Source organism: Dactylosporangium sp. McL0621 (genome assembly GCF_049995355.1).
Lineage (GTDB): Bacteria > Actinomycetota > Actinomycetes > Mycobacteriales > Micromonosporaceae > Dactylosporangium.
The window spans coordinates 9,940,197-9,964,683 of the sequence record NZ_CP188259.1 but is presented as its reverse complement, the minus strand read 5'-3'; the positions used below and the strand labels follow the sequence as shown (position 1 = coordinate 9,964,683).

Sequence of the window (24,487 nt, the reverse complement as noted above, 5' to 3'; positions counted from 1 at the left end):
GCGTCCTCGGGGCTGTCGCTGACAGCCCCGGGGACGTGCTACGGAGTAGTCGAGGTCGCCTGCTGCTTTGCAGCTCGGACCGCGCGCACCCGCGCGACGCGAGCCGGTGACTGGTAGACCTCCGAGAGAACCTCACCCATCAGGACCAAAGCCATTTCCGATTCCTCGGCCGATACCGGATCAACGAAATCGCCGTGCGCCATGTCGTTGCCGAGGTGCCTGATCTCGTGGGCAACCTCTTTGATGTGAGTCCGGATGATCCCGGCACTGTGCATCTGGTCAATCTTGCTGACGAGATTACCGCTGGTGTACCCCTGGTCCTTGGCTGTTGCTTCAAGGACCGACCTGGTCAAAGCAATGGCAGCCCGATACGCGCCGATGCTGTTGCACTCGTGGGCCTCGGACGCGGCGGACGCGAGATGTTGCGGAACGTCGTCGAACGAACGGGGGGTGCCCGCTGTCGGTAGCCAGGAAACTGACGCTGCTTCGTGTCCCTCGATGAACTGGTGGGCACCGACTCGATGCGGGCTATGAGGGCTGACGACTAGCGCGAGCGAGATCTGCTGGCAGTTGTCGCATCGGTAGACCGCGAGAACCGTGAACTCGTCGCTGCGACCGCGCTTGGTATAAGTGGTCGAGCTGTCCTTCTCCGGCGTCATGTGCGCTCGGGTCCGACACCACCCACACAGCGCGATCGCCATCCCGGTCCACCCCTTCGGCGGCCATAGTCACTCAGATAGTCACTCGAGATGCAATAAAGGGCACATCCGTCAATGGAATGTGCCCTTTGACCTGCGTCGGGACAGCGGGATTCGAACCCACGACCCCTTGACCCCCAGGACCGTCAGACGGTTTCCATGGTCTGCAGCCGACAAGATATGGCCTGTTCAGGGCATTGGTGTGCGTTGGCTCGCGCTGGGGCGGCAGGGTCCGCGTTGCAAGATCGTCTCCCGGGATTCTCCCGGCGCCGGGCCGTCGTTGGTGCAGTGCGGGTGTCATGCCTCGCGCGAGGGCTAGGCATCAAGCGGTTCGGCGGCGATCAATTGCTCGACCAGAGTGACGCCGGGTTCAGTCAGCACGTAGACTTCGACCAGCGGAAAGCCGCCCGGGAGAACGACTCCTATTTCAGTCGCAGGAAGTTTGATAATACATCCGTCAAGGACCAGTCTCGACATCAGGAATTCAAGCCCTGCGGGCAGGGTGACGTAAAGAGGAATTCCGGTCTCGGCAAACCATCGCCACACGTATCGAGTCTCGTCCGCCTCAGCTTCTGGACCCTGCTGGGCGATCTTCTCCGCCCAGGCTGCGGCTCCGCCGTTCTGCTCGGCAAGTCGGAACGCCTTAAGGCTGACGCGATGCCTAGTAGCGAAGAACTCCAAGAGCCTGCGCTCGTATTCGCCATAACGCGCGTTGACGATTCCGAGATTGGCCTTGTACTGCTTCATCATTTTTCGGTCGATTTCACCTCTATCGAAACGTGTGTGGCAGTTTGCACACAAAGCTATGAGATTTTCGTACCTGTGCTCGCGTACCTCGGCCCAAGGAACGATGTGCGCGATCTCGATCGGATGCTGGCGGCAGAACGGGATCGCGCAGCGCAAACCCGTCTCCATCTTCACTTCCCGCTCAAGTTCGGCTGGGATACGCGGGCGACCATCCGGCATCTTGAGACTGTATCCGGGGGGCACGGTGCCCTATTTGAACCGGCGGTCTCTTTGTCCCGAATTAAGTCCAAGGTCGTCGCGGACCTGCGGACTCGTCTGTACGCCCTGGTCGTAGCTATGGTGACCGTTGGTCTGCAGTGGTGTATGGCGGCCGGCCGCCGAGCGTCTGCCCCCGAGCTGCCCCCAAGCGAACTCCGGGTCCAGGGCCGGAGGTCCTGGCCGCCGAAGGCGGAACCCTGGCCTTATGTACAGGTGTTGCTGAGAGGTCGTTCTTCCCGTCGCGCGGGCTTTGCCCTACCGTGCCGCGCCTGCCCGGTCACGGTGGAGCGCCCCGCTGGACGAACGACCGTGACCGGGCAGGCGCGGTGTGGTTGCCTTCGGCGCGTGACGGGAAGGGCGGCCGTAGGTCGGGTCGACCTCTTCCCAGAGCGTCGGGTCCAGGTGCCGGAGGCCCTGGCCGCCGGAGGCTGTCGCCCGGGTGCAGGGCCGGAGGCCTTGCCCGCCGGAGGCAGGCAGCGCAACAGGGCGTGGAGGTGGCAGGGAGCGGAGCGACCGGTGGCTGACGGGAGCAGCGGTCGCGCGCCCGGCGGACCAGAGTCTGGATCGGTGAGGTCTGTTCGGTTCCGGCGAGAACACGTCGAGGGTGAACGATCGGCTGACCTCGATCGGCGTAACGGGTGGCCGATTCCGTGGACACGGTTGGTCACAATGACGGTCGTGCGTTCCCCGAAGCGTTGGTGGATTGAGCGGCGCGCCGCGGCGTCTGCGGAGAAGCCGGTGGTGGCGGACGATGTGCCGTTGCGGCCGATGCCGTTCTGGCCGGTGATGACCGTTGTGGTGCTGGTCGTGCTCGCGGGCGGCGGTTTGGCGATGTGGCTGCTCGGGGTCTGGGCGCCGCTACCGAAGTCCGTGGCGAATCCGGAGTCGTTGCGGCTCGATCGCATCAAGACCGGCTTGACGGTGGCGGCTGGCTTGGCTGCGGGGGCGACGTTGCTGATGACGTTGCGTCGGCAGACGTTGAGCGAGCGGGCGCAGCGGGAGGCGGAGAAGGCGCAGCGGTTCGCGGAGGCGGCGCAGCGGTTCGCTGAGGCCGACGCGTTGGAGCAGCGGACGACCGCGTTGTACGTGGCAGCGGCGGACCAGCTGGCCAGCGACAAGGCCGCGGTCCGGCTTGCCGGCTTGTATGCGCTGGAACGGCTTGGCCAGGACGATCCGAAGCTGCGGCAGACGGTAGTGGATGTGTGGTGCGCCTACCTGCGGATGCCGTTCGAGCCCCCGGCCGATGTGCTGCGCCGCAACGTGGAAGGTTCTCCGGCGTATCGCGCGGCGGACGTCGAGGTTGCGGACCGTGCTGAGGATGCGCAGCGTCGCCAGGAATTGGAGGTTCGTCGTACCGCGCAACGGTTGCTGACCACGCACCTCGCGATTGGCGTGGATCCTCAAGCGTTGAATGGCCGGTACTGGTTGGGCGGTGACGATGCCCGCCTGGATGTCGATCTGACTGGCGCTGTCCTCGTCAACTTGTTCTTGGATGGCTGCGCTCTCAACAACGTGAACCTCGCCGAAGCGCAGTTCCACGGCTTCGCCGACCTGGGAGGGGCGCAGTTCCACGGCGTCGCCGACCTGGGCAGGGCGCAGTTCCACGGCTTCGCCAACCTGAACGAGGCTCAGTTCCACGGCGACGCCAATCTGGACGGGGCGCAGTTCCACGGCGTCGCCAGCCTGGACGGGGCGCAGTTCCACGGCATCTCCTACCTCAGCGGGGCGCAGTTCCACGACGTCGCCAGCCTGGACGAGGCGCAGTTCCACGGCATCTCCTACCTCAGCGGGGCGCAGTTCCACGACGGCGTCCACCTGCACGGGGCGCAGTTCCACGGCGGCGTCCACCTGCGCAGGGCGCAGTTCCACGGCGTCGCCAATCTGGACGGGGCTCAGTTCCACGGCGTCGCCAATCTGGACGGGGCGCAGTTCCACGGCGACGCCAATCTGGGCGGGGCGCAGTTCCACCGCGGCGCCAATCTGGTCGGGGCGCAGTTCCACCGCGGCGCCAATCTGGGCGGGGCGCAGTTCCACGGCGACGTCGACCTGGTCGGGGCGCAGTTCCACGACGGCGTCGACCTGGACGGGGCGGAGTTCCACGGCGTCGCCAACCTGGCCGGGGCGAAGTTCCACCGCGTCGCTCACCTGGGCGGGGCATGGGCGACGCCCAAGGTGAGGCTGCCTGTGGGTTGGGAGCTTGCGAACCGTCCGGCATCAGCTGAAGGGCTGTATCTCGTGGTGGAAGCGTCCGGGCCGGCGGAGCCTGCCGGCGACCAGAACGAGCCGGATACGGGCCCGCCGGAAGAAAACGAAACGTAGTTCCATCTCGAATGCCCGACGCTCACCGGATTGGCGAGCGTCGGGCATCGTCGTGTGCGGCCGGGGTGCGCGCGTCCGCCCGGGGCCGTCGCGCCGTGAGCGAAGCGGCAAGGCGCGGCGAGTCCCGGGCGGACGCGCAGCGGCCGTAGGCCGCCTTGAAGACGTATGGAAAGTTTGCGCCCGGTCCGGGTGAGGCGCGGTTCGTACAGGTGTTCGATACGTTGCGCTGGTGGTGGAACGCTGGTGGAACGGCCGGTACGGTCGGCTGGCGGGCCGCGACGTCCGGTTGAGGGTGGCGGCCGACCGGTGGATGGCGGACATCGCCGAGGGCGGCGGGAGGGCCGGACGGCACGCACGGGCTTACGCTGGGCGTCCCGCATATGTCGTCGAGTGATCCTCGTAAGGAGCGTTGTGAGCGCCCTCGGTAGTTTCATCTGGTCGATCGCTGACCAGCTTCGGGGCCCTTACCGCCCCAACCAGTACGGCAATGTGATCCTCCCGCTCACAATCCTGCGACGCCTCGACTGCATCCTTGAGCCCGACCGGGAGACGGTGCGCGCGCTGGCGGCGAAGTACGACACCCCCAGCCGGCTCAAGATCGAGGTCAAGAAGGCGACCGGTAGGCCGTTCTACAACACCTCGAACTACTCCTTCGCCAACCTGCTGGCTGACGCCGATGGGCTGGCGGACAACCTGGCCGACTACATCGACCGGTTCTCGCCCGATGTCGACGTGTTCCAGTACTTCGACTTCAAGAAGGAGATCCTCGCCCTGGAGAAGGCGGAGCTGCTGCGCGAGGTCATCACGTCCTTCAAAACCGTCGACCTGCATCCGGACGTTGTCTCCAACTCCGACATGGGCGATGCGTTCGAGTACATCATCCGTAAGTTCAACGAGGCCGCGAACGAGACGTCTGGTGACCACTACACCCCGCGGGACGCGATCCGGCTGCTGGTCGACCTTCTCTTCGCCGAGAAGGACGCCGACCTGACCGAGGCCGGCATCGTCCGCACGCTGTACGACCCCACCGCGGGCACTGGCGGCATGCTCGCCCTGGCCGAGGAGCACCTGCTCGCGCAGAACCCCGACGCGAAGCTGAGCCTGTACGGGCAGGAGTACAACCCGCAGTCGTACGCGATCTGCAAGTCCGACCTGCTGGCCAAGGGCCACGACGCGACCAACATCGCCTTCGGCAACACGCTCACCGACGACGCGTTCAAGGGCCGCCAGTTCGACTTCTGCATGTCCAACCCGCCTTACGGTGTCGACTGGAAGCAGTACGCCAAGGCCGTCACCGCCGAACGCGACTCCGCTGGCCCCTACGGCCGGTTCGCCCCCGGCCTCCCGTCGACCTCGGACGGGCAGATGCTCTTCCTGCTCCACCTGGCCCACAAGATGCGCGCCCCCGAGGACGGCGGCGGCCGGGTCGGCATCGTCATGAACGGCTCGCCGCTCTTCAACGGCGCCGCCGAGTCCGGCCCCTCCAACATCCGCAAATGGCTGCTGGAGAACGACCTGGTCGATGCCATCGTTGCGCTACCGACCAACATGTTCTTCAACACCAGCATTGCCACCTACATCTGGATCCTCGACAACACCAAGCACCCCGAACGCAAGGGCCTAGTCCAGCTCATCGACGGCACGTTGTTCTGGACCAAGATGCGCAAGAACCTCGGCGCCAAGGGCCGCGAGATCAGCGACGCTGATCGCGCCAAGGTGGTGAAGTTGTACTCCGACTTCACCGATGCCGACCCGGACTACTCCAAAGTTCTGCGAAACGACGAGTTTGGCTACTGGACCATCACCGTCGAGCGCCCCCTCCTTGGCGAGTCCGGCAACCCTGTAGTCGACCGCAAGGGCAAACCCAAACCGGACCCGGTGAAGCGTGACACTGAGAACGTCCCGTTCACCTTCGGCGGCTCGACCGCCGGTGTGGCCGGCAAGGTCGAGGTCGTTCAGGCGTACTTCGAGGCCGAGCTGAAGCCGCACGTCCCCAACGCCTGGATTGACTGGGCCAAAGTCAAAATTGGCTACGAAATCCCCTTCACCCGTCACTTCTACAAGTACGTCCCACCCCGCCCTCTCGCCGAGATCGACGCCGACCTGGAGAAGCAGGTCGCGAAGATCCTCGACCTACTGCGGGAGGTCGAGAAGTGAGCACGACCGCCTTGTCCAAGCCGTGGACGATCACTCGTCTCGGCTGGCTGTTTCAGCCGATCTCCGATCGCGGCCACGAAGAGGCGATGGTCCTCAGCGTCTACCGCGATCACGGCGTGATCCCGAAGGACAGCCGCACCGACAACTTCAACCGCACGCCCGAGAATCTGAGCAATTACCAGCTCGTGCAGCCCGGCGACCTCGTCGTGAACAGGATGAAGGCATGGCAGGGCTCACTCGGAATCTCCGAGCACCAGGGCATCGTCAGCCCCGACTACGAGGTACTTCGGCCGACTGCTCCCGAGTACGATCGCCGCTTCCTCCACAGTCTGCTCCGCTCGCGCGCCCTGATCGACCAGTACGCCCTCCGGTCCACGGGCATCCGCCCGTCCCAGTGGCGCCTGTACTGGGACGAGATGAAGACGATCGAAATCTCCCTCCCCGCAGCCAAGCAGCAGCGCGCCATCGCTGACTACCTCGACCGCGAGACGGCCCGTATCGACACGCTCATCGAGGAGCAGCAGCGCCTGATCGAGATGCTTCGCGAGCGTCGTCAGGCTGTCATCGATGAGTCGTTCTCGACTCTTGGTGACCCTAGCGTCCAACTGCGCCGATACATCAAGTTCTTGACGAGCGGTTCCCGTGGTTGGGGGGACTACTACGCGGACCAAGGGGAGCGGTTCCTCCGGATCGGTAACTTGCCGCGAGCCAACCTCGAAATCCGTGGTGACATCCAGTTCGTGGACCTTCCGGCCGACGTGACAGAGGGCTCGCGGACGATGCTCCAGGAAGGCGATTTGCTCTTCTCGATTACCGCATATCTAGGATCCGTAGCCGTGATCAAGGGCGATTGGGTGGGCGCGTATGTCAGTCAGCACGTCGCACTTTGCCGCTTGGAACGTGATCGGGTGGACCCGAGGTTCATCGGCTGGTTCATGCTCACCACGACAGGCCAGGACCAGCTCAACGAAGGCGCAGCGGGCGGCACAAAGATGCAGTTGGCGCTCGACGACATCAGGGGGCTTCGGGTGCCGACTGCTTCCATTGAGCAGCAGCGCCGCATTGCCGCACACCTGGACAGGCAGACCGCCAAGATCGATGCGCTGGTCGCCGAGACTGAGCGGTTCATCGAGTACGCCCGCGAGCGCCGGGTGGCGCTGATTACGGCTGCGGTGACGGGGCAGATCGACTTACGGGAGATGGCGTGACGGCCGATCACAACGAGGTCGTCTTCGAGTCCGAGATCTGTTCGTACTTGGAGGACAACGACTGGCTGTACTCGGCGGACGACGTCGGCTACGACCGGGAGCGGGCGCTCTTCCCCGAGGATCTGTTCACCTGGCTGAAAGGGACCCAGGCGGCGGCGTACGTGAAGGCGTTGAAGGCGGCGGGGTCGGAGGCAAAGTTCCTCGACGTGCTGACCACGGCGCTCGATAAGCCTCTTGAACATGGTGGCGGGACGCTGAACATCCTGCGCAACGGGGTGCAGTACATCGGTGGCGGCCGGTTGAAGATGGCGCAGTTCCGGCCCGAGACCAGCCTGAACGCGACCACCAACGAGCAGTACGCGGCGATGCGGGTGCGGGTGATGCGGCAGGTGCACTTCTCCACCGCTGACCAGCGCAGCATTGACCTGGTCTTCTTCGTCAACGGGCTCCCGGTCGCCACGGTTGAGCTGAAGACCGACTTCACCCAGTCTCTCGATGAGGCGATCAACCAGTACCGCAAGCACCGGCATCCGTTGACCAACGGGCGGCCTGAGCCGCTGTTGTCGTTCGGGCATCGAGCGCTGGTCCATTTTGCGGTCTCCAACGACCTGGCCGCGATGACCACCAAGCTGGAGGGCGAGAAGACCCACTTCCTGCCGTTCAACATGGGACACGAGCGTGGCGCAGGGAATCCGCCGGGTGAGGGCGGGCGGTCGGCGACGGCGTACCTGTGGGAGCGGGTCTGGGAGAAAGACGCCTGGCTCAACATCATCGGCCGGCTGATGATCGTGGAGACCAAGGAGGAGTGGGATGTCGCCACCGGCACGCCGGTTCGGCGTACGAGCATGCTCTTCCCGCGGTTCCACCAGTGGGAGGCCGTGACGAACGTCGAGGCCGCAGTGCGCGAGGAGGGGGTGGGGCATCGCTACCTGATCGAGCACTCGGCAGGGTCGGGGAAGACGAACACCATCGCCTGGACCGCGCACCGGCTGGCGCGGCTGCACGTGAACGACGAGAAGGTCTTCGACTCGGTGATCGTGGTCGTGGACCGCACCGTACTCGACGGGCAGCTTCAGGACGCGATCCGGCAGATCGACGGGTCGGGGAAGATTGTGGCCACGATCAGCCCGGAGGACGTGCGCAAGGCGGGGGCGAAGTCGAAATCCGGGCTGCTGGCGACCGCGTTGAAGAACGGGGAGCTGATCATCGCGGTGACGGTGCAGACTTTCCCGTTCGCCCTCGACGAGATCCGGGCCGACGAAGGTCTGAAGGGGCGGCGGTTCGCGGTGATCGCCGACGAGGCGCACTCGTCGCAGTCCGGGCAGATCTCCTCCAAGCTCAAAGCTGTGCTGACCGCGGAGGAGGTCAAGGAGATCGAGGAGGGCGGCGAGGTCGACGTCGAGGCGATCCTGGCCTCGGAGATGACCGAGCGGGCCGAGTCGGAGAACATCTCCTACTTCGCGTTCACGGCGACGCCGAAGAACAAGACCCTGGAGCTCTTCGGCCGCAAGGGTCCTGACGGGAAGCCGGTCGAGTTCCACCTCTACTCGATGCGGCAGGCGATCGAGGAGGGCTACATCCTCGACGTGCTCAGGGGCTACCAGTCCTACGACACCGCGCTGAAGATTGCCGGCCGGGCTGAGAGCGGCGACGGCGACGAGGTTGTTGAGGAGGCCGCGGCGCGTAAGGGGCTGATGCGGTGGGTGAAGCTGCACCCGACCAACATCAGCCAGAAAGTGCAGATCATCGTCGAGCACTTCCACGCCAACGTCGCCCACCTGCTGGAGGGCAAGGCGAAGGCGATGGTCGTGACCGACTCGCGCAAGGCCGCGGTGAAGTACAAGAAGGCGATCGACGCCTACATCGCCAAGCGGGCCGCCAATGACGCCTCGTACAACTACCGCACCCTGGTCGCCTTCTCCGGCTCGGTGACGATGACCGAGGACGAGGAGTGGGCTTCGGACTGGGGCCCGCAGCCAAGCAAGGACGACGAGTTCACCGAGGCCAACCTGAACCCCGGCTCGGGCTCCGACCTCGCCGCCGCCTTCAAGGGCGCGACGTACAAGATCATGCTGGTCGCTAACAAGTACCAGACAGGATTCGACCAGCCACTGCTCTCGGCCATGTACGTCGACAAGAAGCTCTCCGGGGTCACCGCCGTGCAGACGCTGTCCCGGCTCAACCGCACCCACCGCACCGCGGGCGGGGAGCAGAAGCGCAAAACGTTCGTCATCGACTTCGTGAACAAGCCTGAGGACATCCGGGCTGCGTTTGAGCCGTACTTCACCAATGCCACCCTGGAGACCGAGACCGACCCGTACGTCGTCGTCCATCTCGCCACCAAGCTCGCCCAAACCGGGATCTACACGCCAGAGCAGGTGCGCGAGGTCGCCGAACTGTGGGTCACCCGCAAAGGCAACAACGCGCTCTCGGCCGCGATCGGCCCGGCCAAGAACGATTTCGCCCGCCGCTACGCGGCGGCGATCGAGGCCGACGACAAGCTCACCCTCAACACCCTCGACCTGTTCCGCAAGGACGTCTCCACCTACGTCCGGCTCTACGACTTCATGAGCCAGATCGTCGACTACGGCGACCCGTACATGGAGATGCTGTCGATCTTCCTGCGGCTCCTGGAGAAGGTCATCGCCGACACATCCTGGGCCGCGGAGGTCGACCTTTCCGACGTGGTCCTGGTCGGGGTCAAGCACACCAAGGGGACCGCAGTTGACATCTCGCTGACCGGTGACGGCGAGCTCAAGGGCATCGGCGCCGCAGGCACCGGCACCCGGAAGGAACCGAAGTACGTCGCACTACAGATCGTCATCGACAAGATGAACGACCTCTTCGGCGCCGAGTCGTTCTCCGCGTCTCAGGTCCGTGAGTTCGTCCAGGGACTGGTGCAGCGGCTGCTCACCGACCCGGACCTGGTCAACCAGGCCAAGGTGAACTCCAAGAAGCAGTTCATGGAATCGCAGGACTTCCAAGCGGCGGTCACCGAGGCCGTCGTCGACAACCAGGAGGCCCACAACACCATGGCCGACTACTTCTTCAGTGACGGACCTGGCATCAGCGCCGTCATCATGGCGCTCGCGGACGCCTTCTACGAGGCAGCGATCGATCAGCGGACAGACGTGTGAGCAGGCCGGCCCCGGGAGGGGACCGCGCGGTAGAGGCTGACAGCTGGAGCAGCCCCGCACGAGGCCGGGCCATCACGCCGACCGTCAAGCGGTCCTTGACACCCAAAGGGCACCGACGCCGCGGCCGTTGGTCCTCAACGTATCCTTGGAGCGTGTCGGTCGATCTGAACGCGGAGTGGTGGACAACGTCGGACGTTGCCGCCTACCTTGGCATCAAGATCGCCACGGTGACGAATTACCGTAAACGTGATCAAATGCCAGCGCCGGATATGACTGTGGGACGTACACACATGTGGCGTCCCGGTCGGATCGTGGAGTGGCACGGCTCGCGCCCGCGTCCTGGCGTTGGGGGTCGCCCTGTCCCCCCCAGACAAGCACCTGAGACCTCAGACGCTGAGCGTCCGTAGCTGGTTGAGGTACTGCTCCACCGCAGCCTCTTGTGGATAGCGGTTTTGGAGTGTTTCCGCGAGGTTGCGAGACACCATCACAAGGGACGGCAAGGACTTCCGATCACCATGAAGTGCGTCTTGGCCGTGTCTGAGCGCACCTTCGAGATCACCAGCGCGCGCCGCAACGACGCCCAGCGTGATCCTCGCCTCTGCGATCCGCATAGGTTTGCGTTCCGATCCGTCTAGATCGCTTGAAGAATGGATCACCTCGCTCGCGTAGATCTCAGCGCGGCTGTCTTCGCCTACCACGCGGTAGCAATCCATGGCATAGAAGTCGAATTTCGACGGGTCCACCACAAAATGGTTATCGAGGTTCTCCGGATAGGGGAGACCTTCAAGCAGTCGGCGGCCGTGGTCCAGCGCAAGCTCAACCTGACGCCGGTCCCCCATACGCGCCCACGCCTTTGCCCGCTGGGCGGCTAGCTGGACGGCCGCGCTGTGGTGTGGCGCAATCGCTTCGCCGATTTCCGCAGCGGCGACAACTCCACGGTAATCCCCCTGTGTAAGCGCGAACCAGGCACGCATCTCCTGCGCCCACGCCATCACGCCGGCGTCGCCCGACTCCTCGCCGAGCGAGAATGCGGCCTTGCGCGTGGCCTCGGCCTCAGGCCGCTTGCCCAGGTCGTATTCAAGGCAGCCAACTAGCAACGCCACGGTGCCGCCCAGCGAGAGCACTTCACGGTGCTGAGCCAGCGAAAGTCGGCGGTCGAGCATCGTAGTGATGCGACGGAGCCATGCCTGACCCTCAAGGTGAAGCTGCCCTGCCGACATGTACGGGTACTCACTGCAGAGCCTGTCCGCGGTGATGCGAAGTGCATCGAGAGTGCCCGGTGACACGTCGGACGTGCGCAGGCGAGAGACGAGCTCAAGGGTGTCAAGGCCGGTTTCGGCCAATAGCACCGCCTCCGCGTCGCGGTGCCGCGGATGTGGAAAGAATGCCGCGGTGACGGTTCCAAAGGTCTTTGCAATAAGAGGCTTGTAGAAGTCGTCTGGCTCGGCATCCCCCGCCTCCCAGCGCTTCCAGTTGCGCAAGAGGCTGCCGTTCGCCGGAAGCTCCGCACTGGCGTGCGCGCGCAGCGCTTCGATGGCCTGCGCTTGTGACCATGCGCGGGCAACTCGTTCGTTGCGGATGCGGCGAGCCCATAGAGGGCGTTCGTCATCTCGTGCAGCGTCCTGCCCCATGCTGCCAGTATCCGCGAGTTTGCCCTTGGTGGCGATGGGGACAAGGACCTGTCCCCGGAGTGACATCTGTCATTCGTCTACCTCGCTCAGGACTGTAGTGAGAAGCAAAAGTTCCTACCGTCCCGAGATCACCCAGCTTCGATGAACCCGGCCGCCGGGTCCAGTCGCTGGGTTGTCGAGTACCAACTGAGTTGGTATTCTGCCCTTGGCGGCCAACAGAAGGAGTCGTGTCATGGGTCTACGTCAGCTGTTCGGTGCTCGTCCGGTGATGGCGATGGCGGTGGTGGAGCCGCAGGTGTCGGCGTCGTACGCCCAGCGTGCGCGGATGACGGTGATGGTGTCGTCGCCGCTGGCGGTGGCGCTGTCGTGCGCGGCGATGGCAGCGGCTCATGTGGGTCTGCCCGGGCTACTGCTGGGAGTGCCGCTCGGGATCGTGGTGGGCCTGGTGGCCGGGGTGACGGTGCTGGTGTGGCCGGTGCTGCGGGCGCTGTGGTGGTGGTCGGTGGAGCTGCTGACGCTCGCCGGTCTGCTGTGGGTCTGGGTGGAGCTGTCGCAGGTGCTGGCGTGGTGGGGCGCGTTTTCGGTGCTGGCGCTGACGGCGGTGGGTCTGGCGCTGGTCGAGCGGGTGCGTCGCACGGCGGTCGCGCTGGGCTGGTGTGTGGTGGACCGCCACCGGCTGCGGTTGAGCTTCGTCCGGATCGTGCGCGGGTCGAGTCACGGCGGTGTGCCGGTGCTGCCGCTGATGTTGTGGGCGCGGCCGACGCCGGCGGGGGAGCGGGTGTGGGTGCTGCTGCGTCCTGGTCTGGCGATGTCGGACCTGGAGGGCAAGACCGACAAGTTGGCGGTGGCGTGCTGGGCCTCGGAGGTGCGGGTGGCCCGGGCCTCGGCCCGTTCGGCGGCGTTCCTGCGCGTCGACGTCGCTCGCCGTGACCCGCTGACCCAGAAGGTCCGCTCGCCGCTCGCGGACCGGTTCGCGGGCAAGCGACAGCCCGCCGCGCCGCCCGAGTCCGGTCTGGACGGGCTGGCCCTGGACCTGGCCGACGTGGAACTGCCGCCGGTCGAGCTGAAGCCGCGGGGCGGGCGCCGCTGACCGCTTCTGTCGCGCCCGGCCCTGCGGGTCCGGGTGCGGTGGTGGCCGCCAGCGAGGCGACCTGGGTTCGTTCGGAACCAAACGAATCAAGGAGTGTGTGATGTCGGGAGACACGACGGTGACGGTGGTCGGGAACCTGACCGACGATCCGGAGCTGCGGTACCTGCCGGACGGCAAGGCGATGGCCCGGTTCTCGGTGGCCTCCACGCCGCGCCGGTTCGACCAGGGCAAGGGCGCCTACGTGGACGGCAACACGCTGTTCATGCGGTGCACGGCGTTCGGGCCGATCGCCGAGCACATCGCCGAGTCCCTGTCGAAGGGCGCCCGGGTGGTGGTGGTCGGTCGGCTGGAGCAGTCGCAGTGGCAGACCGAGGGCGGCGAGAAGCGCTCGGCGATCGGGCTGCTGATCGAGGAGGTCGGCCCGTCGTTGCGGTGGGCGACGGCGAAGGTGCAGAAGCTGGCGCGGTCGGGCGGGGACGGGTTCGTGCCGGACAACGTGCCGGACGATCCGTGGTCGTCGGCGTCGCCGGCCTCGACGCTGCGCGCGGCGTGAGGTAGGCGGCGATGGCACTGCGCACGGTCGGGCGGCGGCGCAGCCGCGGCGGACTGCTCCCGGAACGCGACTTGTCGATCTTCGACCCGATGGTGCTGGGAATCAACGAGTTCGGTGCGGCCGTGCGGGTGCTGCTGATCTACCGCAACATCCTGATCGGCGGCGAGCCGGGCGGCGGTAAGTCGTCGCTGCTGAACTTGATCGTCGCGTACGCGGCGGTGTGCTTGGACTGCACGCTGGTGCTGCTGGACGGCAAGCAGGTGGAGCTGGGGCAGTGGGAGGCGTGCGCGCAGGCGTTCGTCGGCCCGGACATCGACGGGGCGTTGCAGGTGCTGCAGCGGCTGCAGATCGTGATGGACAACCGGTACCGGTGGCTGCGCTGGCACCTGCGCCGGAAGATCAAGCCGGGCGACAGTTTTAGGCCGATCGTCCTAGCAATCGATGAGATCGCCTACTACTCGGCGACGGTGCTGGACAAGGCCAAGCGCGAGATGTTCTCGGCGCTGCTGCGCGACCTGGTGGCCCGGGGCCGGGCGATCGGGATCATCGTCGCGGCGGCCACCCAGCGGCCGTCGTCGGACATCATCCCCACCTCGCTGCGGGACCTGTTCGCGTGGCGGGCGAGCTTCCGCACGACCAACGACAGCAGCTCGGACATCGTGCTCGGTCACGGCTGGGCGAACCAGGGCTGGACCGCGAACGCGATCAGCCCGACGAACCAGGGCGCGGCGCTGCTCATCGCTGAGGGCGGCGTCCCGGGCCTGATCAAGGTGGCGTGGCTCGACGACGGCGAGTGCGCGGCGATCGCCGCGTACGCCGCGGAGCTGCGCGGACTGCTCGAGGAGGCCGGACCGCGGCCGAAGCTGACGGTCGTGGCCGCATGACCCCCAACATTCCGAACGGAGCACACGTGATGAGCAAGCGTCTTCCGGCACAGCGCCCGACCGCGGTCCGCTACGTGGCGTACCCGGACGTGGCCACCCCGCAGCAGGACCCGGTGCTGTTGGCGGCGGCGATCGCTGCCGCGCAGGCCGGGACGGTCCTGGACGCCGAGACGGCCGCCCGGGTGCAGCGTCGGGTGCGGCAGCTCGACGACCGTGAGGAGCGGCAGCGGCAGGACTACCTGCGCTGGCTGGAGCGCCGCGCGGAACTGGACCGGCAGGACCGCCGCACCCGCAGCCTGCTGCTGGGCGTCGGGGCCACGGTCGGCCTGGGCGTGCTCGGCGGCGCCGCATATGTCGTGTGGCTGGTCTCGCACGCGGCGGCCGCGCTGGCGCTCGCGCCGGTCCTCGGCGTCGTCGCCCTGGTCCTGCTGGCCGTGGCCGGCGTCCGCGTCGGGTCCCGGTGCGTCACGGTCATCTCGCATTGGCACGAGTGACCTGGGCCGCCACCGTGCGGGCCGTGCCGTAGTCGTACGGCCCGGGCGGTGGCCACCCAAGGCCAAGCCGACGACACCAGGACCACGCCCTGAGAAAGCGCCTGGTGCCGCCGGTCCCCAACAACCACACAGCCCTCCAAGCTGAAAGGAGGTGGCTGCGATGCAGCCTACCCAAAACACGCCCGAGAACCGGGCAGACCAGCCGTCCGACGCAGCGGTCGCGTACGCCCCGACCGAGTGCGAGCACTGCGGCGCATCGCTGTGGGTGCTGGCCGGTTCGAACCTGAACCCGGTCTGCCGCGACTGCATCGACTCCTTCGAGGCGTCGATGGACGCGGGTATCGATCGAGCAATCCGCCAGCGCACGGCTGACGAGGTGGCGCAGACGCTGCGTGACACGCGGCTGTACCTGCAGCGGCACGGCTGGAACCAGGGCGAGTACTACGACGCCACGGCCGGGCTGTTCACGCCTCCGGCGTGCCTGGTCGGCGCGGTCGGCATCGTCTGCTACGGCGGACCGGTCGACGCTCCGGCGCAGATGTTCGACGACCCGGGTTTCGGCTCGTTCGAGCAGGCGGTCGGGTTCCTGGACCTGTACCTGTTCCACCGGTTCGGCCTGAACGTGTACGGCTACAACGACGTGAAGGGCCGCACCTGCGACGACGTCCTCGCCATGCTGGAGCAGGCGGCGACGGCGGTGCGCACAGGGATGTTCCCGATGTGCTGCAACCGGTTCATGTCCTCCGACGACGACTCGATCACGGTCGGGTGCCTCGGCGAGTCCGAGCCGTACGTCGGGTTGTGGCACGACTGCCGCACCTGCGGTAGCGCGCTTGAGGTCGAATGCCACGACCCGGACGTGCGGGAACGGCTGGTGACGCGATACCGCCGTCAGGCCGAGACGGCCTGCCACGACGGCATGTCACACCAGCCCGGCGCGTCGGACCGTTGCACCGGCTGCGACATGTACTGCTACTGCACGGCTGAGTTCACCTGCGTCGCGCACGACGGCGGCGTGCCGGTGCTGGAAGGTGCTCGATGAGCAAGAACACCGTCAAGCCCGGCTTGACACCGCGTCGTGCCAAGCGTGCCAAGCGGACCGTCGAGAACGACCAGTTCGACGCGTTCGTGCGGCGCATCCTGCGCGCCTACGCCCGCCGGGTCGCCGCTGGCGACATCGAGGCACTGGCCATGCTCACCATGCTGTCGTCCGAAGTGGACAGTGTGCTGCGCCAGGCCGTGCGTGGGCTGCGTGCCAAGCCGTATTCCTACTCCTGGGACGAGATCGGGCAGCGCCTCGGCGTGAGCCGTCAAGCCGCGCAGATGCGGTTCGGCGCCAAGTCCGACCGTCCGACGCTCGACCGGCGCATCACCGAGGCCGGCATGGGCGTCACCGTGGCGACCCTCGTCGAGGTCTTCGCCGAACACTTTCCCGGCAGTCCGGTCCCGACGATGTGCCCGGCCTGCGGCTACGCCTACCCGCTGAACGCGGTCCACTGCCCGACCACTGCCACCGTCCGTCCGCTGCTGTTCAACCGGCGCGCGGAAGACAAGGCGGCGGTCTCGCGGCTGACCCCGGATCAGCTGGCCTTCCTGCACGACCCGAAGTCGGTTCTCGCGAACCGCAAGACGGTCAGGCAGAAGGCCCTCCCGGCGACCTGTCCTGACCGAACAGCTGCACCTGACCTGTTCGACCTGCTCGGAAAGGACACGACGCCATGATCACGAACCCTGAGCCGATCATCGGCTTCGTCCATTACTTGGGCGAGCAACTGCTTAACACCTACAACCACGCCGACTGGGCCACCAGGCATCTCGGCCGGAACCTCAGCGCAACCGAGGTGCTGGACGCCCTGCTCGACGACACCACGGAACTGCTCCGCCCGGTGTGGACGCGGATCGAACTGGTCATCGTGACCGGGACCCCGACCGATGCCCTGGCCGAGCTGTTCAAAGGCTTGACCGGCCTGTACGACGTGGTGCTGCACCTGTCGCACCGTCCGGACACAGCTGACGATGGGCGTCTGCTGCACCGTGTGCTGGCCGACGTGTTCGACGCCAGTGTCACCTGCCTCATCTGGGGTGATGGCCGATGACCGGTCAGAGCAGTCCCGGTGTGGTGTATCTGCTGCACTTCGACCGTCCGTTCGGTCACGCCCGGCATTACACGGGCTGGACTGTCGACCTGGTGGCCCGGCTTGCCGAGCATGCCAGCGGTCGCGGTGCCCGTCTCCTCGCGGTCGTTCATGCCGCTGGGATCGGCTGGCAGCTCGCCCGGACCTGGCACGGTACCCGCAGCGATGAGCGGTCGCTGAAGCGTCAAGGTGGCGCCTCTCGTCGTTGCCCGCTGTGCGGTGTCCGTCCCCGTGTTCCGGCGGGAGGTGGCCGCTGATGGCCCGGACGAACCCGACGGGTGAGCCTCGCCTCGGCGCGTTCGCGTCCTGGGCGGTGCTGACCGCGTCGTTCATCCTGTCCGCGTCGACCTGGATCGCGTTCGCGACCCTGGCCGGCTTCACCGACACGTTGACCGTGGACGGTATGACGCTGCGCCTGGCGTGGCTGATGCCGATCGTGGTCGACGGCTATGTCGTTGTGGCACTGGTGCTGTGGACCGCACCCGTCCCGGCGAAGGTGGCCGCGTTCGCGCGGAAGAACACCTACTTCGCGGTGGCCGTCGGTGTCACCGTCCAATCCGCGTACCACCTGCTGACCGTCTGGTCGCTGACCCATGTGGTCTGGCAGACGGTCCTTGCGGCGATCGGGGGCATGTTCCCGCCCGCCGTGTCGGGTCTGGCCGTGCACATGCGTGCCCTGCTCCGCCGGGAAGGCAGCATCGACGCCGCTGTCCGGCAGCCCAGTGCCGCGCACACCAGTCCTGTTCAGGTCTCGCCTGGACCGGCGCTGGAACCCGTGCACGTTCCCGCCCCGAAGCCGATACCTGTCCCTGTTCCTGCGATTCCGGCCGCTGTGGTGGCAGCACAACCCGCCGCCACCCCGGCTCCTTCTTTCCGACTGTCCACGTTGGACGACGTGCCCGCGGAGCCGGCTCCTGTTGCGGACCCGGCTCCGGCTGCTCCGGTACCGCCGACCCCGGCGGACCTGAAGGCCCGGATCGTGTCCAAGCCCGCCCCGGCTCCGACGGCTCCGGCTGCCGCGCCCGTCCGGGCTGCCCGCCCCTCCCGTCCCGAGCCCGTTGACCCGGCCCCGACGGCCGCGCAGTTGGCACCGCCCGCCACAGACTCTGTCGCCCGGCCTGGCGCTGCACAACTGACGCTGCCGATCGTGTCCGCGGATCTGCTGGCCCAGGCACGTGCGGTCGCGACGCAGTACCTGACGGAACACGGCACGCCGATCACCGCCGGTCAGCTCGCGGTCCGGCTGCGGATACCGACCGAGATCGCCGCTCAGGCCCTCACCGTGTTCGACGACACCGCTGCGCCGACGGCCCGGCCGGTCAACGGCCGCCGCGTCCCGGCTTCCCGGTAACGACGTCCCGACTCTGACGCGTCGTGCCCGAAGCTTCCCGCTTCGGGCACGGCCCAGCCCTGCCCTTTGCACCGAGTTTCGCTGCCTACGGAGGCACCTTTCCATGTCACAGATCACCATCACCCTGTCCGACGGCACGCCGAGCGTGACTGTCTTCGGTGAGCCGTTCGGGTCGCATCTCGCGGTCACGCCGGGGATGCACATGGACCGCACCACCGCCACGGCGATGCGCTACGACGGCGGCTACTGGGCGGTCACGCATGTGCCGACCGGTCGTGCTGTGGTCTTCGCCACCTCGCTCGACCTGGCCCGCACCGCAGCCGAGCGGCTCGCCGCGTCGGGCATCGACTGGGACCGCCCGCTGGCGGACCTGCAAGCCGACACGGCCGCCCGCGACGTCGTTGACGCGGTCCGCGCATCGGTCCTCGGCCTCTCGGCGGTGCCGCGATGCTGACCGTCGCCGACTACTTCTGCGGGGCCGGCGGCTCCTCCACCGGGATGGAGCAGGTTCCGGGCGTCCGGGTCGTCATGGCCGCCAACCACTGGCAGCTGGCCGTGGACACCCACAACGCCAACTTCCCGGACGCTGACCACGACCGGGAGGACATCACCCGCATCGACCCGCGCCGCCACCCCCGCACGGACATCGGCTGGTTCTCGCCGGAGTGCACGAACTGGTCGGTGGCCAAGGGCAAGCGCTGCGACTACGACGGCCGCCCGGTCCAGCTGGACCTCTTCGGCGAGGAGCAGGAGCCGCTGCCGGACGAGGCCGCGCAGCGGTCCCGGATGCTCATGCAGGACGTGCCCCGCTTCACCGAGGTCCACCGCTACCGGGCGGTGATCGTGGAGAACGTCACCGACGTGCTCAAGTGGGAGCACCTCGACACCTGGCTGCGCCGGATGGCCAACCTCGGCTACCGGCACCGCATCGTCGTGCTGAACAGCGCGTTCGCGACCGTCCTCGGCCCGGGTGCGCCGCAGCTGCGCGACCGGGTCTACTTCGTGTTCTGGCGGCAGGAGTACCGGGACCCGGACTTCGCCAAATGGACCCGGCCCCGGGCGTGGTGCCCGCGCTGCGGCGACGTGGCCGGCGTCTACACCGCCAAACCCGGCGGGCGGCGCCTCATGCGCTACGGCGCCCAGTACGTCTACCGCTGCCCGAACGTCGCGTGCCGGGGCCGGGCGGTCCAGCCTTACGCCCTGCCCGCCGCCGCCGCGATCGACTGGACCATCCCGGGCCAGCGCATCGGCGACCGGACGGTGCCGCTGCGGCCCAAGACGATGGCCCGCATCGACGCGGGCCTGCGCCGCTTCGCCCGGCCCATCACCGTCGAGGCGGCCGGGAACACCTTCGAACGCCGCCCCGGCGTGCGGACCTGGCCGGTCGACGCCCCACTGACCGTGCAGACCACCACGGCGACCAAAGCCGTGGCCTGCTCGCCGCTGCTGGTGCCCTGCGGCGGCGGACGCAACGAAACCGCCAGCACCACCGCCACGCCGATGCGAGCACGGACCACCCGCGAAATCGAGGGCCTGACCGTGCCACCGCTGCTGGTGCCGGTCGAGGGCCGGGACGGCAAGCAGGCCCGCCCGGCCGGCGTGCCGCTGCGGGCGCAGACCGCCCGCGCTCAGGACGCGCTCATCGTCCCGCTGCGCGGGCACAACGCCAGCAAGCCCGTCACCGCCGAACCGCTGGACACGGTCACGGCCAGCGGCAACCACCACGCGCTCGTCATGCGCAACATGACCGCACGCGGCGACCAGGGCCAGATGTCCACCCCAGTCAGTGAACCGCTGCGGGCGGTCCTCGCCGAGCAGCGGCAGTCCCTCATCCGGTGGGACCAGCTGCTGTACAGCTACGACACCGGCGACCTGCGCGAGCTCGACGTCCCCCTGCCGGTGCAGACCGCCGTGCAGGGCGACGCGGTCCTCGGCGAGGCCATCGCCGTGCAGGACTGCACATTCCGGATGCTCGGCGTCGACGAGATCCGCGCCGGGATGGCCTTCACACCCGGCTACATTTTGCTCGGCGGCTCCAAGCGGGCCAAGGTCCGCATGCTCGGCAACGCCGTCACCCCGCCCGCCGCCCGCGACCTCGTCGCCGCGGTCGTCGAAGCCATCACCGGCGACTCGATCGACCCGCAGGCCTGACGGTCCCGATGACAGCCCTCCCGATCACCGGCCAGCAGGCTCAGGAAACCATCCTGAGCCTGCTGGCCCGGTCGCGTGACGTGCGGCTGCAGGCCATCGGCCGTGCCGCCCGCCCCGACTTCGAAGACTGGCTGTCCCACGTCCGCCCGGCCGCCGCCTGCACCCGCCCGATCCGCCTGGCCGGGACCATGGACCGCATCGAGGCCGAAACCGGCCGCCTCCTCGCGCGTACCGACACCCGCGACCTGCCCGACGGCGTCATCTACAAGGCCTGCGGCAACCGCCGCGCCACCGTCTGCCCCGCCTGCTCCGAACGCTACAAGCGCGACGCCTACCAGCTCGTACGGACCGGACTCGTCGGCGGCAAAGGCGTGCCCGAGGACGTGGCCCGGCACCCGGCCGTGTTCCCCACCCTGACCGCCCCGAGTTTCGGCGAGGTCCACACCCGCCACGTCCAGCGGCACACCTGCGGCAACCGCCGCCGCTGCGACTGCCGCCCCGAACCCTGCCACGCCCGCCGCGAACTCGTCTTCTGCCCGCACGGCCGCCGCCTGGTCTGCTTCGCCCGCCACGAGGAAACCGACACGGCGCTCGGCGCACCGCTGTGCCTGGACTGCTACGACCACGACGCCCAAGCCGTGTGGAACGGCTTCGCCGGAGCGCTGTGGTCCCGGACCGCCAACGCCGTCCGCAAGTTCCTGCGCCGCCGGGCGGCCGAACGCGGCATCCCGTTCCTGGTCAAGGAACGCAACGGGCGACTGGTCCCCGTCGACCCGTTCCGGCTCTCCTTCGGCAAGGTCGCCGAGATGCAACGCCGCGGGGTGGTGCACTTCCACGCCATCATCCGCCTCGACGGCTGGGACCCGGACAACCCGGCCGTGATCCTGCCGCCCCCGGCCGGCCTCACCGCCGCCGACCTCGTCGACGCCGTCGGCCACGCCGCGGCCGTCACGAGCGTCCACACCCCGGCACACCCCGACCGGCCGGACGGCTGGCCGGTGCGCTGGGGTGAGCAGCTGCTCGTCAAAGTCATCACCACCGCCGCGGACGGCGAGGTCACCGACGGCATGGTCGCCGCCTACCTGGCCAAGTACGCCACCAAAGCGACCGAGGTCACCGGCCACACCTCCGGACGGCTCAACACCGCCACCATCGACCTGTACGCCGACCCGGACGGCGACCACACCGCCCGGCTGCTGGATGCCTGCTGGCGCCTCGGCCGCCCCGCCGCAGGCAACCGGCAGCCCTGGACGTGCCCCGGCTGCGACCGGCCCACCCTGCTGCCCGCCTGCCCGACGTGCCACCTCGAGCGCCCAGGAACCGGCGCGGAAGACGCCGAGGACGGCGGCACCCCGAACCCGTACGTCCGGCTGCGCCGCTGGGCCCACATGCTCGGCTTCGGCGGACACTTCCTCACCAAGAGCCGCCGCTACTCGGTCACCTTCAGCATGCTGCGGCAGCAACGCGTCGTCTTCCGCCGCACCGAAACCAGCGGCCCGCCCGCCGAAGGGCCGGACGAGACACCGACCGTCCTGGTCGTCAACTTCCTGGCCTTCGTCGGCGCCGGATGGCACACCACCGCCGACGCGATGCTCGCTAACACCTCCGCCGCACTCGCCCGTGAGCACCACGAGGCCGCCCTACAAGACCTGGCGGCACTGGCCGCATGAACGTCGATACGTCGTCAAGCCCGGCTTGACATCGAATGCGGGGATAGGAAGGACAGCACATGCAAGGTAGGGCAGGACTTCCGGGGCCGGAGGGCAGCGGTTCGGTGCCGCTGCTGTACACGGCGGAGGAGGCGGCGGCACTGCTGCGGTGCTCGGCGTGGTGGCTGAAGAAGGAAGCCCGCGAAGGTCGCGCACCACACACCTTGATCGGCGGCGCATATCGCTTCACGCGCCAGCATCTGGACGCAGTGATCGAGGCGCACGAGGGGAGAGGCTGCATGACGAGTTCGGTCCCGTCATCGGTGAACCCGGTACGTCGCCCGGTTCAGGTTTCGCCGGACGACACGGTGCCGCTGCTGCGCGCCCGGCCGCCCCGGCGAGCTCGCGGCAGCCGTCCGGCTTCGATGGCGGCGTGAGGGGAGCGGCAATGGGTTTCGCGGAAAAACGTTCCGGCGGTGGTGGCTACTACCGCGGGCGGTACAAGATCGCTGAGGGTCGGTACGGCACGGTTCAGGACGAGTACGGCGCGACGATCCGGTTCCGGACCAGCCGGGCGGCGACGCAGGCCGCGGACGCGAAGGAGGTCGAGGTCCGGGCCGGCCGACGTCCGGTCGTTGCCGATCCGGGGATGTTGTTCAGCGTGTACGTCAACCAGTGGTACGCCGAGCTGGATCTGGCCCCTTCGACGATGCAGACCTACCGCAGGCACATCGAAGGCCACATCCTGCCGGCGTTCGGGCACCTGACCATGGCGGAGATCGAGCGCGAGGGCAGGAGCCGGGTAGCCAGGTGGGAGAAGGAGGGCCGAGACGGGTACGCCTCGGCAACGGTGCAGGGGTGGCGCAAGGTGCTACATGTCATCCTGGCCGACGCGGCCGGCGAGGGGCACATTGAGGCGAACCCGGCTACCCGGCGCCGGGGCCGTGGCCGGGTGGCCGGTCGTTCGCAGCTGCGGGCACCGGAGAAGGCGATCACCTCAGCGCTTGGTGTCCTGCTGATCTCGGAGCGGATGGCGCTGCTGTCCGGCCGGGACGATGAGTTCGTGGCCGGGCTGACGATCGGGTTCGGCGGTCTGCGTTTCGGTGAGACGGTGGGTCTGGAGACGCAGTACGTGCGCCCGCGCGAGGTTCGGGTCGAGTGGCAGCTGTACGAGCTGGACCACGGGGAGCTGCTGCGCTGCCCGCCGAAGGACGATTCGTACCGGACGGTCAACGTGCCGCAGTGGTTGACGGACCTGCAGCTGCAGCATGTCCGGCGGGTCGAGCCGACGCCCTGTGCGTGTCACGGTTTCCGCTACGTGTTCAGCGGTCACCGTCCGCCCCGGAAAGGGGCCCGGCAGCAGGGGCCGCGAATGGCCGATGTGGGCCGCCGGGCCGGCGTGTCGGTCGGCACGGTGTGGGCGGTGGCGCATGACCGTCCCGCGGTTGCCGACGAGACCCGGGACCGGGTGCGCGCGGCGATGGCGGAGCTGGGCTATGTCGGTGGTCTGCCGGATGGTCCGGTCGCGCCGCACTGGCGCCGGAACGGGTTCGCGACGTGGCTGTTCCAGCCTGCCGTAACGGGCTGGTATCCGGGTAAGGCGCCGCAGCCGACGCGACCGGTGCCGGTGCTGGCCGACCCGTGGCCTGGCGTGCCGATCCGTGGTCGTAACGCTGCGGGCCGGGCCGACTGCTGCTGGGTGCCGATCGCGCCGGGGCTGACGCCGCACGGCTTGCGGCACTCGTACAAGACGCTCATGGTGGAACTGGGCACCCCGTCGCCGCTGATGGACCTGCACATGGGTCACGCCAAGACGACGGTGCAGCAGGCGTACGAGCACGTGACCGGCGGGATGGTCGAGCAGCTGCTCAGCAGGCTGACCGCAGTGTGGCGTGAAGCGCTCGCGTCCCGGCGGGCCATGCATCCACGCTCACCCGTCGCGGTGCTGGACCGGCTGCTGACCGAGGGGGAGGAGCGGTGACCGGGCTCACGGCAAGATCTTCTCCCCGATTTCTCCCGAACCGG

General features: G+C 67.8%; 20 protein-coding genes. 17 read left to right on the top strand and 3 right to left on the bottom strand.

The window, feature by feature from the left end:
• Nucleotides 1-38: 38 nt before the first annotated feature.
• Nucleotides 39-701: a DUF4145 domain-containing protein gene (locus ACPPVO_RS47180; RefSeq protein ID WP_426505412.1), complete on the bottom strand. Its 663-nt coding sequence runs from the start codon at nt 699-701 to the stop codon at nt 39-41.
• Nucleotides 702-1,013: 312 nt separating this feature from the next.
• Complete coding sequence (locus ACPPVO_RS47175; RefSeq protein WP_426505410.1) at nt 1,014-1,664, bottom strand: HNH endonuclease signature motif containing protein; 651 nt, start codon at nt 1,662-1,664, stop codon at nt 1,014-1,016.
• Between the two features lie 717 nt (nt 1,665-2,381).
• Between ACPPVO_RS47175 and ACPPVO_RS47170 the strand changes: the two genes are divergently transcribed.
• The 4 genes from ACPPVO_RS47170 to ACPPVO_RS47155 all read left to right on the top strand — a co-directional run bounded on the left by ACPPVO_RS47170 (nt 2,382) and on the right by ACPPVO_RS47155 (nt 10,524).
• A complete protein-coding gene (locus tag ACPPVO_RS47170) occupies nt 2,382-4,022 on the top strand; it encodes a pentapeptide repeat-containing protein (protein WP_426505409.1) in 1,641 nt (546 codons plus the stop codon).
• 306 nt (nt 4,023-4,328) lie between these two features.
• Complete coding sequence (locus ACPPVO_RS47165; RefSeq protein WP_426505407.1) at nt 4,329-6,179, top strand: N-6 DNA methylase; 1,851 nt, start codon at nt 4,329-4,331, stop codon at nt 6,177-6,179.
• Nucleotides 6,176-7,387 (top strand): restriction endonuclease subunit S, encoded by a 1,212-nt coding sequence (locus ACPPVO_RS47160; protein ID WP_426505406.1) that lies wholly within the window; start codon nt 6,176-6,178, stop codon nt 7,385-7,387. Before ACPPVO_RS47165 ends, ACPPVO_RS47160 begins: the two co-directional genes overlap by 4 nt.
• Nucleotides 7,384-10,524 carry a type I restriction endonuclease subunit R gene (locus tag ACPPVO_RS47155; protein WP_426505404.1) on the top strand — a complete coding sequence of 1,047 codons (3,141 nt, stop codon included), beginning with the start codon at nt 7,384-7,386 and terminating at the stop codon, nt 10,522-10,524. The genes ACPPVO_RS47160 and ACPPVO_RS47155 overlap by 4 nt, the downstream gene beginning before the upstream one ends.
• A gap of 386 nt (nt 10,525-10,910) precedes the next feature.
• Here the strand turns inward: ACPPVO_RS47155 and ACPPVO_RS47150 are convergent, their stop codons facing one another.
• Nucleotides 10,911-12,155 carry an XRE family transcriptional regulator gene (locus ACPPVO_RS47150; RefSeq protein ID WP_426505403.1) on the bottom strand — a complete coding sequence of 415 codons (1,245 nt, stop codon included), beginning with the start codon at nt 12,153-12,155 and terminating at the stop codon, nt 10,911-10,913.
• Between the two features lie 232 nt (nt 12,156-12,387).
• Here ACPPVO_RS47150 and ACPPVO_RS47145 point away from each other — a divergent pair, with 232 nt between their 5' ends.
• The 13 genes from ACPPVO_RS47145 to ACPPVO_RS47085 all read left to right on the top strand — a co-directional run bounded on the left by ACPPVO_RS47145 (nt 12,388) and on the right by ACPPVO_RS47085 (nt 24,443).
• Nucleotides 12,388-13,245 (top strand): hypothetical protein, encoded by an 858-nt coding sequence (locus tag ACPPVO_RS47145; RefSeq protein ID WP_426505401.1) that lies wholly within the window; start codon nt 12,388-12,390, stop codon nt 13,243-13,245.
• A 100-nt stretch (nt 13,246-13,345) separates the two neighbouring features.
• Nucleotides 13,346-13,798, top strand: coding sequence for a single-stranded DNA-binding protein (gene ssb, locus ACPPVO_RS47140; RefSeq protein WP_426505400.1), 453 nt, complete (start codon nt 13,346-13,348; stop codon nt 13,796-13,798).
• 11 nt (nt 13,799-13,809) lie between these two features.
• Entirely contained in the window at nt 13,810-14,682 is an 873-nt protein-coding gene (locus ACPPVO_RS47135; protein ID WP_426505398.1) for an FtsK/SpoIIIE domain-containing protein, read from the top strand.
• 29 nt (nt 14,683-14,711) lie between these two features.
• A complete protein-coding gene (locus ACPPVO_RS47130) occupies nt 14,712-15,176 on the top strand; it encodes a hypothetical protein (RefSeq protein ID WP_426505397.1) in 465 nt (154 codons plus the stop codon).
• A 160-nt stretch (nt 15,177-15,336) separates the two neighbouring features.
• Entirely contained in the window at nt 15,337-16,218 is an 882-nt protein-coding gene (locus ACPPVO_RS47125) for a DUF6197 family protein (protein WP_426505396.1), read from the top strand.
• A complete protein-coding gene (locus tag ACPPVO_RS47120; RefSeq protein WP_426505394.1) occupies nt 16,215-16,898 on the top strand; it encodes a hypothetical protein in 684 nt (227 codons plus the stop codon). Before ACPPVO_RS47125 ends, ACPPVO_RS47120 begins: the two co-directional genes overlap by 4 nt.
• Nucleotides 16,895-17,272: a hypothetical protein gene (locus ACPPVO_RS47115; protein WP_426505393.1), complete on the top strand. Its 378-nt coding sequence runs from the start codon at nt 16,895-16,897 to the stop codon at nt 17,270-17,272. Before ACPPVO_RS47120 ends, ACPPVO_RS47115 begins: the two co-directional genes overlap by 4 nt.
• A gap of 352 nt (nt 17,273-17,624) precedes the next feature.
• Nucleotides 17,625-18,662, top strand: coding sequence for a hypothetical protein (locus ACPPVO_RS47110; protein ID WP_426505391.1), 1,038 nt, complete (start codon nt 17,625-17,627; stop codon nt 18,660-18,662).
• A 103-nt stretch (nt 18,663-18,765) separates the two neighbouring features.
• Complete coding sequence (locus tag ACPPVO_RS47105; protein WP_426505390.1) at nt 18,766-19,116, top strand: hypothetical protein; 351 nt, start codon at nt 18,766-18,768, stop codon at nt 19,114-19,116.
• Nucleotides 19,110-20,813 carry a DNA cytosine methyltransferase gene (locus ACPPVO_RS47100; RefSeq protein WP_426505388.1) on the top strand — a complete coding sequence of 568 codons (1,704 nt, stop codon included), beginning with the start codon at nt 19,110-19,112 and terminating at the stop codon, nt 20,811-20,813. Before ACPPVO_RS47105 ends, ACPPVO_RS47100 begins: the two co-directional genes overlap by 7 nt.
• 8 nt (nt 20,814-20,821) lie before the next feature.
• Complete coding sequence (locus tag ACPPVO_RS47095; protein ID WP_426505386.1) at nt 20,822-22,483, top strand: replication initiator; 1,662 nt, start codon at nt 20,822-20,824, stop codon at nt 22,481-22,483.
• A 104-nt stretch (nt 22,484-22,587) separates the two neighbouring features.
• Nucleotides 22,588-22,899, top strand: coding sequence for a helix-turn-helix domain-containing protein (locus ACPPVO_RS47090; RefSeq protein ID WP_426505385.1), 312 nt, complete (start codon nt 22,588-22,590; stop codon nt 22,897-22,899).
• A gap of 11 nt (nt 22,900-22,910) precedes the next feature.
• Nucleotides 22,911-24,443: a LacI family DNA-binding transcriptional regulator gene (locus tag ACPPVO_RS47085; protein WP_426505383.1), complete on the top strand. Its 1,533-nt coding sequence runs from the start codon at nt 22,911-22,913 to the stop codon at nt 24,441-24,443.
• The last annotated feature ends 44 nt before the right edge of the window (nt 24,444-24,487 follow it).